Annotated in this window: 10 protein-coding genes and 2 pseudogenes; 7 read left to right on the forward strand and 5 right to left on the reverse strand. The window is 62.1% G+C overall.

Annotated features, from left to right (window positions below; translation table 11 throughout):
* Positions 1–93 precede the first annotated feature (93 nt).
* The 3 genes and pseudogenes from C8N42_RS20365 to C8N42_RS20375 all read left to right on the forward strand — a co-directional run.
* Positions 94–333, forward strand: a pseudogene (locus tag C8N42_RS20365) (DUF6915 family protein); the annotation flags it as partial.
* 1 nt (position 334) lies between these two features.
* Entirely contained in the window at positions 335–532 is a 198-nt protein-coding gene (locus tag C8N42_RS20370) for a hypothetical protein (RefSeq protein ID WP_107818250.1), read from the forward strand.
* A 75-nt stretch (positions 533–607) separates the two neighbouring features.
* Positions 608–1,057 carry a hypothetical protein gene (locus tag C8N42_RS20375; RefSeq protein ID WP_107818251.1) on the forward strand — a complete coding sequence of 150 codons (450 nt, stop codon included), beginning with the start codon at positions 608–610 and terminating at the stop codon, positions 1,055–1,057.
* A 346-nt stretch (positions 1,058–1,403) separates the two neighbouring features.
* Here the strand turns inward: C8N42_RS20375 and C8N42_RS20380 are convergent, their stop codons facing one another.
* Positions 1,404–2,426, reverse strand: coding sequence for an IS110 family RNA-guided transposase (locus C8N42_RS20380; protein ID WP_096807319.1), 1,023 nt, complete (start codon positions 2,424–2,426; stop codon positions 1,404–1,406).
* Between C8N42_RS20380 and C8N42_RS20385 the strand changes: the two genes are divergently transcribed.
* Positions 2,425–3,189, forward strand: a complete 765-nt coding sequence (locus C8N42_RS20385; RefSeq protein ID WP_245890321.1) for an antitoxin of toxin-antitoxin stability system — start codon at positions 2,425–2,427, stop codon at positions 3,187–3,189. The genes C8N42_RS20380 and C8N42_RS20385 overlap by 2 nt on opposite strands.
* A 28-nt stretch (positions 3,190–3,217) precedes the next feature.
* Here the strand turns inward: C8N42_RS20385 and C8N42_RS20390 are convergent, their stop codons facing one another.
* The 3 genes from C8N42_RS20390 to C8N42_RS20400 are packed head-to-tail and all read right to left on the reverse strand — an operon-like array spanning position 3,218 to position 4,503.
* Positions 3,218–3,421 (reverse strand): hypothetical protein, encoded by a 204-nt coding sequence (locus C8N42_RS20390; RefSeq protein ID WP_107818252.1) that lies wholly within the window; start codon positions 3,419–3,421, stop codon positions 3,218–3,220.
* 18 nt (positions 3,422–3,439) lie between these two features.
* Entirely contained in the window at positions 3,440–4,045 is a 606-nt protein-coding gene (locus tag C8N42_RS20395; protein WP_170109395.1) for a mobile mystery protein B, read from the reverse strand.
* Complete coding sequence (locus C8N42_RS20400) at positions 4,042–4,503, reverse strand: helix-turn-helix domain-containing protein (RefSeq protein ID WP_107818253.1); 462 nt, start codon at positions 4,501–4,503, stop codon at positions 4,042–4,044. The genes C8N42_RS20395 and C8N42_RS20400 overlap by 4 nt, the downstream gene beginning before the upstream one ends.
* Before the next feature lie 332 nt (positions 4,504–4,835).
* On the opposite strand from C8N42_RS20400, the gene C8N42_RS20405 reads away from it, so the two are divergent.
* Positions 4,836–6,044 carry a hypothetical protein gene (locus C8N42_RS20405; protein ID WP_107818254.1) on the forward strand — a complete coding sequence of 403 codons (1,209 nt, stop codon included), beginning with the start codon at positions 4,836–4,838 and terminating at the stop codon, positions 6,042–6,044.
* Between the two features lie 37 nt (positions 6,045–6,081).
* Positions 6,082–7,296, forward strand: coding sequence for an IS256 family transposase (locus C8N42_RS20410; protein WP_107818255.1), 1,215 nt, complete (start codon positions 6,082–6,084; stop codon positions 7,294–7,296).
* A gap of 259 nt (positions 7,297–7,555) precedes the next feature.
* On the opposite strand, the gene C8N42_RS20420 is transcribed toward C8N42_RS20410, so the two are convergent.
* The gene (locus tag C8N42_RS20420) at positions 7,556–7,852 is read right to left on the reverse strand and encodes a hypothetical protein (RefSeq protein WP_107818257.1); all 297 of its coding nucleotides are present in this window, start codon (positions 7,850–7,852) and stop codon (positions 7,556–7,558) included.
* Positions 7,853–8,029: 177 nt separating this feature from the next.
* Here C8N42_RS20420 and C8N42_RS20425 point away from each other — a divergent pair.
* A pseudogene (locus C8N42_RS20425) lies at positions 8,030–9,205 on the forward strand (class I SAM-dependent methyltransferase); the annotation flags it as partial.

A 9,205-nucleotide genomic window follows, 5' to 3' on the forward strand; every position in this document is an offset into this window, starting at 1 on the left:
GAGCCCCAATGAACTGTCTCACCGATGCCACTCGGGAAAACCCCAATGATGGCAGGAAGTTTTCAAAAAGAGACAACTTGACTGTCCAGATAACATGCCGAGGGCATCTTCATGGCCGAGACGATTTTCGGGCAGACCCTCACCCTCTCGACCGGGCGCATTATTCCGACCCGCTGGGTCGGCGAGCAGCATGTGAAGGAAGACCTCGGCTTCATTCCGAGCTTCGCCGATTGGGTGAAGGCCATCCGGCCCGAGCCCTGGATGGGTCGGACCGCGCGGATCGAGGCACTGGTCGATCCGCATCTCGCCTCGCCCGTGGTCGAGGTGACGTGACATGACCGATCCCACTTATCTACGTCTTGCCTTGCCGCCGACCGCTTCGCCACTGGCAGTGGTTCGCGCGGCGGTCCGGGCGCTTCACTCCGACACGCGCGCCGTTCGCGGCTTCCAGGGCGCGCGCAAGCGCTTCTACCGGCAGATGCTTTGCGCGCATGCCGCGCGACAGGCGGGGGGCGACGAGCCCGCCGGCTGATCGCCCCCAACCACCCCTTCATTCCAACACAACGCCCGGCCGCCCGGCCGGGTTTTTCCCATTCAGGAGGTCCCCATGGCGGATTACTTCACCCAATTCTCGTGCCTGCTCGACGTCGGCACGCCCGACAAGGCCGCCCGCGCGCTCGCGCTGTTCCAAGAACTGCGCGAAGCTGATCAGGACGCTGACGACCCGGAGGTCGCGGGCTTCGATCTCGTGCGCCAGGATGCGCCCGAGGGCAGCAGCCTCTGGATCCATGACGCCGAACACGGCGATGTCGAAGCCGTCATCCGCTTCATCTTGCGGCTCGCCGAAGACCTCGACCTCACCGGCCTTTGGGGGTTCCAGTATGCTCTGACCTGCTCCCGGCCACGGCTCGACGCCATTGGTGGCGGCGCGCATGCCATCGATCTCGGCGCTCGTAAATCCATCGGCTGGTCCATTACGCAAGAATGGTTGGTCGCCGCGCTGAACGGGGAGGACGTCGATGCCTTCTGTAATGGGGCCAGTGCAGTCAATGGGTAATTTCCAAACGAACGCACCTTCGAAGCTGAGCGCTACGAGGGCATGGCTCGACGGAACTGACAAGTCTTGGCAGGTACCCCCCTCTGGCGCTTTCGATACTGTTCCATCGGTTATGATCCTACACCGGTTCGCGCTTCTGTCCGTGGTCGACGCAGTGGTCGCCAACTTGATGCTGGTTCATTGCGGTTTCCGTGCGCCTATCTGAGATACGTGCTCGAAGCGGAGGCTCCGGCGACAAGGCATCGAACGGCGTCATCGGAAACCGCGTCCTGGTGAGGACCTCGATGGCCGGGACTTACGACGGCCAGATTGTTGTTTTCATTCGCGGCGGCTCGACGGGCTTGCTTTAAACCTGTCTGACGGCCTGGAATTCTGTGTTGTCGACCCACATGCGATGCAGAATTACGCCCATCCTGCGGGCCAGCGCGACTGCCGCTCGTTTCGCTCCACGCCGACGAACAACCCGCTCCGCCCATGCGCGCAACCAAGTCTGCTTTTTCGAGCGGTGGATCACCACTGTGGCAGCTTGATAAAGCGCGGTCCTCATGTCCAGATCGCCAGCTTTGGTGATGCCGCCGACAATGTCCGTCTCGCCGGATTGGTAGCGACGAGGGGTCAAACCGATTGCAGGACCGACATCCTTCGACCGCCGGAACCTGCCGGGGTCATCGATGGAGGAACGGACAGTCAGAGCGACGACCGCGCCGATGCCGGGCATCGTCATCAGCAAGCGACAAACCGGATCCTCGCGCGTGATGTCCCGGGCCATGCGTTCAAGGCGCACAAGCTCGCTGCGCAACGCAGATCGGGCCCTGAGCATCGGTTCGATTGAAAGCTGGATGAGCCTGTTGCCCTCGGTCAATTCGCGAACCCGGTCTTCAAAGCTGACCTTGCCGATCCGACCAAGTCGAAGTCCGAAATTGCGCAGCATGCCCCGAATAGACAGCTCGATGTTGACAGCGGCGCTTTGCACGCATCGGCGCGCACCGAGAAGCACCCTCAGCTCCTGCGCGGAAAGCGACTTGCAATGCACCGGCCGAAACCAGCCCATTTGCAGCAAGCGGGCCAGGCCAGCAGCATCGCGGCGGTCGGTCTTTACCGGCGCCGCTCTCAAGGCGGCTTTCACCTGCCGCGTCTCCATGAGCACCACTGGCAGTCCAAGGTCGGTCAAAGATTTATGAAGCCACTGGGACAAGGGTCCGGCTTCGATACCGATCGCCTCCACCACGCCCGGCATGCCCCTGATGCAGTCGCTCAATGCGCCGGGGTCACTGGCAACTTTCGTTTCCTTCACAAGCTTGCCGTGTTCGTCCACGGCGCAAACCGCAGAATTCTCGAGAGATACATCAATGCCAACGAAAACACCCATGGGTTACTCCCCTCTTGTTCCAAATGACAGGCAGCTTGAATCAAGCGACGAAGCGTCCGAGTTTCCCAGCGAGAAAAGTTCGGGTTTCGATTCCGCGCCGGGCGGCCGCCCCATTACGGCATCTGAGATCGTCTGCACCACCGTCTACCAGTTCCCTGAACTGTCAGATGCGGCCAAGGAGAAGGCGCGCAGCTGGTATCGCGAGCTTGGCCCCCACGATGACTGGTGGGACGCGGTCTACGAGGACTTCGAGCGGGTCTGCGAAATCCTCGGCATCCGCGTGAAGAGCACGCCCGTCCGCCTGATGGGCGGCGGGACGCGGGCCAAGTCCTGCATCTGGTTCTCCGGCTTCTGGAGCCAGGGCGACGGGGCCTGTTTCGAGGGCTACTGGTCCCACGCCAAGGGCGCCGCCGCCCGCATTCGGGACTACGCCCCGACCGACGCGACGCTGCATGGCATCGCCGACCGGCTGCAGGCCATCCAGCGGAGGAACTTCTACCAGCTCGCCGCCGAGGTCAGCCACCGTGGCCGCTACTATCATGAATACACTATGGCGGTGGATGTCACGCGGGACAGCCCGTCCTGGCAGCCGCCGACCGAGGATGCGGAAGAAGTCGTGACCGAGGCACTGCGTGATCTGGCCCGCTGGCTCTACCGCCAGCTTGAAGCCGAATACGACCACCTCGCTTCGGACGAGGCCATTGAGGAGGGGATCATCGTCAACGCGTATACGTTCACGGAAGGAGGGCGTCGGTTCGGATAAAGGCTCTGTCCAATGAATGCCGGCATTTCTACCGGTTCGAGTTGTGTTTGCCGCGAATCTCGACGGCACGCTTGTTCTCTTCGTCGTTGATCCGAACCCCAAGTGCAAAGGCTGCACTATTCAACAGACGGCGAGCGTGAGGGTCGTTCATACGGGCAGCTTCCTCATGGAGCCAAGTGATCATCTCACGCGCGGCGTCTTGATAGCCACGCTGGTACTCAGAAATCTTCATATGGCTACCTTTATCGGGTTATCGGGCGATCGATCTGACGAGCGTCACCAGCGGGTCAAAGTCGTGCTGATCGGCCGCCCGCAAGGCCGCGATATAAGCCGCGCGGTGTGCACTGTCGGCGTTCAGTGTGCCGCCGCCGGACCAATCGAGGAAGATATCCGGATCGATCTTCGCCAGGTAGGCGTCTGCCATGATCCGCGCCCAACGTCCGTTGCCGTTGGCGAAGGGATGGATCCACACCAGACGGTGATGCAGGCGCGCTGTTGCTTCCAGCGGCTCAAAACTCTTGTGGTCACGCCAGTACCGGGCGTCATCGAGGCAGGTGCGCAACTCGGTCGAGATGTGCCAGACCGGTACGCCGATGTTCTTCTCTGTCAGACGGTAGGCACCCGCCCAGTCCCAGACCTCGCCGAAAAGGCGCTTGTGGATTTCACGGACGGCAGCATCGGTCAGCAGATCGAACGATTTGGGCCGACGGTCGAGCCAGGTCAGGCCGGCGATGATGTTCTCGCCTTCGAGTTCGTTCAACTCGCCGCGGCTCGCGATGTGCTTGGCCTTAAGGCTAAGCAATTCGTCCGGTGTCAGGGGTGTCGCCCCTGCGGGTTCATGAAGCTCCAGCGTCATTGCCAGAAGTCCCGGCGGCCTTCGCGCATGATGTCAGCTGCAAGTTCCTCGACCATCTCGGCCTCGCTTCGTAGCCCCTCGCTTTGCTCTTCCAGCGCCATGTGCGCGCGCGTGCGCTGGATGATGCGGCGGGCTTTCGCGCGCGCTTGGGCAAGGACGATTTCCTCGACCAGTCCCTCTCGCGGGACGATGGCATAGACGACACGTCCACCCATAGCCTCGGCGATCTTCTCGAGCTGGTTCAGCGAGATCGTTCCCGCCTGCTCATTCTTGATTGATGCATAAATTGTGTTGCGCGAGACACCGAGGCGTTCCGCGAGGGCGGGCGCGTTCATCCCGATCGCCTCCTGGAACGCGGCGATCCAGCCGCCGACAGGCCTCGCAAGCGACTTTGCCAGGCTGGCGGCCTGGTTGATCCGATCTTGGGCCTGACGTTGCTTCGCGCGAGTGACGGACATCTGCCAACCTAAGAGTTTGCATTCCTGCATTAAATGCAATTCTATGATATGGCAGAAATGCTAAGATTGCAACATCATAGATGTGCATAGACGCTTTTGGCGCATTATCACAGATTGGCAAACGTATTGATTTTGCCAAGCTGTGATGTGGCAAAAGGTTGTTCTATGATCATGTTCCCGGCGCGGTTTGCCCTGATCAAAGCTCTCTCGGGCCCCTGTCGACGTCGTCATCCGCTTCGTGCGGCGGCTTGCCTTAGGCAGGGCGAAGTCATGGCATGTCGACTTAAAAAGTTCTATTCGGAACAAAGGCCTGTGGTTGTCGGAAGCAGAGAGTGGACATATCGCGCGAGGAGCTTTTTGCGCTCATTTGGGAGAAGCCGACCGTGGAGGTCGCACGTGACATGGGCATCTCGGACGTTGCCGTTGCCAAGCTCTGCGCGCGTCTTCAAGTGCCGAAGCCTCCCCGAGGATACTGGGCGCGGGTAGAAGCAGGCCAAGCGCCAAGACGTCCTCCGCTTCGGGCCTTTCGCGAGGAAATCGAGGAGCGCCGGAAAGCCCTCGCGCGTCCGCGACCGCGTCCGGGCGCCGTCAGCCTTTCGCCGATTCAGCGTAAGTTCGTCGATCAGGCGCTTCTGGAGTTCATGGCGAAGGGGGGCGACCTTGGGGCCACAAAGGTCGTGTCCAACGAGATCAGGGACATGCCTCCCGACATCGCCACACAGCTGCTGCTCGTCATCCAGAACCGCTATCTCGTCTGGGTCAAGAATGGCGATGTCGATGTCGCGTTGACCCATGGCGTCACGCAAAGTCTTGCCGGTCTCGTCGACAAGATGCTTCCGGTGGCAAAGCCACAGGTCCTTGTGCTGCCCCGCGTTGACCGCAGCTTCGACGAGGACCGGAAGGAACCGTCCATCCTGATCCGACTGACAGCGCATTTGCAGGAGCGGATAGCCCAACTGGCGATGTTGGTGCGCGAACAGAAGCTTGCCCATGTCGTCATGCCGCTTGTCACGCTCGATCATGCCTGGTCCGCGCATCACGTCTATTCTTCGGAGAATTACACGACAGCAGTCAGCCAGCTCTGCGTGTCGGCCACCGAACTCTGGGTGGATTGCACCATGACCGCACCTCATTACCGCGGCGCTGACATCGAGACCTTCAAGACAGAGAAGGTCGCCTTGCGTGCCATCATGCCGATCGACCTGATGCCATCGAAGGAAGTCGAGATCCCGCCAGTGATCGGCCGCGTGCGGATCAGACAGCATTGGCCCCGTCTACGGGCGCTGATCGAGGCCGAACGTGTGCACGAGATGTTGGAGCGCAGCACCTATGCCTTGGAGCGGGATATCCCGGACGATCAGATCGCCATCGCGGATCGCATCTGGTTCGGGGGAGATCACCCGATGCTGAAAGCCCGAAGGGCATGGGACCGCTTGTCCGACGAGATGGAGCGTTGGGGTGAAGAGATCGAGGCCGAACGGGCCGATCTGTGCTGCACCATTCTGGGCATCACTGGAGAGTGTCCGATCTTCTGTGTATGACTGATCCGGTCCATGCTTCCTAAGAGGAGCAAGGACGATGACGATTTCCAACGAGCTGCTGGACGAGTTGCTGAAGGGCTGCAAGCGGCCCGAGGATCTGCTCGGCGATGCCGGGCTGATGAAGGAACTGAAGGTTCGGCTGATGGAGCGCATGCTCGGGGCCGAACTGACCGCGCATCTGGGCTATGAGGCTGGCGCGGAACCGCCGCCCGAACAGGTCAACCGCCGCAATGGCACCGCGACGAAGCGCGTGAAGGGCTCGGATGGCGAGGTGCCGCTGGCGGTGCCGCGCGACCGCGCCGGCAGCTTCGAGCCCGAACTGGTGAGGAAGGGTCAGACCCGGATCGACGGGATCGACGACAAGATCATCGGACTCTATGCGGCGGGCTTGTCGGTGCGCGACATTCAGGCTCATCTGGAGGATCTCTATGGCCTGCGGGTGTCGCCGGACCTGATCAGCCGCGTCACCAATGCCGTGCTGGAGGAGGTCCGGGACTGGCAGCACCGGGCGCTGGATCGGATGTATCCGATCGTCATTTTCGACGCCCTGCGGGTGAAGATCCGCGACGCCGACAGCCGGATGGTCCGGAACAAGGCGGTCTACATCGCCTTGGGCGTCACCCGGGACGGCGAGCGCGAGGTTCTCGGTCTCTGGATCGCCGACAATGAGGGTGCCAAATTCTGGCTCTCGGTGATGAACGAGCTGCGCAACCGGGGCGTCCAGGACATTCTGATCGCCGTCGTGGACGGACTGAAGGGCTTCCCGGAAGCAATCACCGCGGCCTTCCCGGATGCTACAGTCCAGACCTGCATCGTGCATCTGATCCGGCATTCGATGAACTTCTGCAGTTGGAAGGACCGCAAGGCCGTGGCCGCCGGCCTGCGCCCCATCTACGAGGCCCCGTCCGCCGAGGAGGCCGCCCGCCAGCTTGATGACTTCGAAGAGAAATGGGCCGGGAAATACCCCTCGATCGCCCCGGCCTGGCGTCGGGCATGGGCCGAGGTGATCCCGTTCTTTGCCTTCAGTGCCGCGATCCGGAAGATCATCTACACCACAAATGCCGTGGAATCGCTCAATCGGGTGCTGAGAAAGACCCTGAAAACCAAGGCGGCATTCCCCACCGAGGAGGCCGCAACCAAGCTGATCTTCTTGGCCATCCGCAACTTCGAGAAGGGCGGACGTGCTGTCCGAGAGTGGGTTGCCGCCCGCAATCAGCTGGCCATAATGTTCGCCGGGCGCTTTGACGCCTGACCGTATCTGAAAACCGCATGGGCCAAGTCAGATACACAGAGTTCAGGACACTCCCCATCACTGTGGGCGACATCCTGGTTCAATCACAAAAGGGCAAGATCACGCGCATTCAAGTCTCTCGGACCAGCACGAACATCACCGAGAACCGATCCTTCTTCACTGTCGAGAGACCACGGTTTCGTAAGGATGGCACGGCAGGCAAGCGCACCGAGACCATCTGGATCGACTTCTGAAGGAACGCGGTTTCGCCGATCCGGTACTACTTGTTCCCGTCGATCCACTTCGACATCAGCCCCTTGTCGCTGAAGCATTCCTCTGGAACGGCGCGCCGTTTGATCCGGGCGAGTTTCTCCGCGAAGGCCACCTGCTTCGATGTCGGCAGCCTGTCCATGTCGGATACCGGTTTCAGCTTGGCCTGCGCCTCGATCCAGGCGCTGAGCGACCGGCGGTCCTGCTGAACTTCCCAGGGCAGGAGGGTCTGATTGCGCAGAGCGAGAGACCGCGCATAGGCGATCTGCTTGGGCGTCGCGGGCAAGGCGTATGTGGTGCTGTCCATGGGGAAGCTCCCTTTCTGGCTTGGTCTTCAATATGGAACATAACAGGAACAAAATCAACCCGAGCGTCGGGAACACCCTGGTGCGAGAGGGAGAGAGGGACTGGGAAAGATCAGGCCTGAGGGTGCCCGAGAGAGGGTGTCCGGGGCTGGTCCTGTCCATCATTCCGGAGTTCCCCGATGACCTATCTCGCTGCTGTTGCGCCACCCGTTCCTGTTCCATCTCGCGATCCCGCGCCCGCGATACTCGCCGTGGCCGAGGCGCTGCAGCCTGATCTGGCGCAGGGGTTCCAGATCGACGCGCTGCGTCTGCGGCTGGAGATGGAGCGCGCCTTTGGCGGCTCCGATGCCGATGGCGCTTGGGACTGGAAGCTCGCCTATGAGGCGGGCGAGGTGGCGCTGGTCCTCTTCCTGCGGAAATTCGGCCGCGCGCTGCTGGCCCGGGCGGGCTCACCTGCCGCGTTGCTGCCGATCCTCGCCAAGGTGGCGGGCCTTTTGCCCACGCACACGCGGCGCTCGGAGGAGATGGAGCGCTTCCAGCAATTCTCGACGCCGTTGCCCATGGGGCTGGCGGCGCTTGCTGCCGCGCAGATCACGCCGCGCGACCTGGTCCTCGAGCCTTCGGCCGGGACCGGCCTTCTGGCGGTCCTCGCGGAAAGTGCTGGCGGCACTCTCGCGCTGAACGAGTTGGCCGATACTCGCGCCGATCTTTTGCGCCTCCTCTTTCCGGAGCGACCCGTCACCACCTTTGACGCCGCACAAATCGACGACCATCTGGACGCGGGCGTTCGTCCGAGCGTCATCCTGATGAACCCGCCCTTCTCGGCGGTTGCACATGTCGATGGTCGGTCGACCGAGGCGACGGCCCGGCATCTGCGCTCGGCCCTCGCGCGCTTGGTCCCCGGCGGACGGCTCGTTGCCATCACAGGGGCCGCATTTGCGCCGGATGCGCCTGCCTGGGCCGAGACCTTCGGCCGTCTGACCGAGACGGCCCATCTCGTCTTCACCGGCGCGGTGTCGGGCGTCGCTTTCGCCAAGCACGGCACCAGCTTCGAGACGCGGATTACTGTCTTCGATAAATGCCGGGGCGGCGAAAAGGGCGGCATCTCCGCCGACCTGCGCCAGCCCCTGTCTCCGGACGTGGCGCATCTGATGTCTCGGGTCACTACAGAGGTTCCGCCGCGCCTCGAACTGGAACAGGCCGTAAATGCGGGTCAGTTCCATTCTTCCCTCTTCCCGGGAAGTCCTGCCCCGACCACTCGCAAACCCGTCAGCCGATCCCGCGCGACCTCCGCAGCTCAACCGGCGAAACCCGAAACGCCGATCGAGGCCGAGGAACTGGACTACGCTCTCCGT

Source organism: Celeribacter persicus (assembly GCF_003050785.1).
Lineage (GTDB): Bacteria > Pseudomonadota > Alphaproteobacteria > Rhodobacterales > Rhodobacteraceae > Celeribacter > Celeribacter persicus.

What these genes read in the sequence shown, in the direction of transcription:
- C8N42_RS20375 (WP_107818251.1), top strand. Translation starts at nt 608, where the DNA reads ATGGCGGATTACTTCACCCAATTCTCGTGCCTGCTCGACGTCGGCACG.
- C8N42_RS20410 (WP_107818255.1), top strand. Translation starts at nt 6,082, where the DNA reads ATGACGATTTCCAACGAGCTGCTGGACGAGTTGCTGAAGGGCTGCAAG.
- C8N42_RS20395 (WP_170109395.1), bottom strand. Translation starts at nt 4,045, where the DNA reads ATGACGCTGGAGCTTCATGAACCCGCAGGGGCGACACCCCTGACACCG.
- C8N42_RS20370 (WP_107818250.1), top strand. Translation starts at nt 335, where the DNA reads ATGACCGATCCCACTTATCTACGTCTTGCCTTGCCGCCGACCGCTTCG.
- C8N42_RS20390 (WP_107818252.1), bottom strand. Translation starts at nt 3,421, where the DNA reads ATGAAGATTTCTGAGTACCAGCGTGGCTATCAAGACGCCGCGCGTGAG.
- C8N42_RS20385 (WP_245890321.1), top strand. Translation starts at nt 2,425, where the DNA reads ATGGGTTACTCCCCTCTTGTTCCAAATGACAGGCAGCTTGAATCAAGC.
- C8N42_RS20420 (WP_107818257.1), bottom strand. Translation starts at nt 7,852, where the DNA reads ATGGACAGCACCACATACGCCTTGCCCGCGACGCCCAAGCAGATCGCC.
- C8N42_RS20380 (WP_096807319.1), bottom strand. Translation starts at nt 2,426, where the DNA reads ATGGGTGTTTTCGTTGGCATTGATGTATCTCTCGAGAATTCTGCGGTT.
- C8N42_RS20400 (WP_107818253.1), bottom strand. Translation starts at nt 4,503, where the DNA reads ATGTCCGTCACTCGCGCGAAGCAACGTCAGGCCCAAGATCGGATCAAC.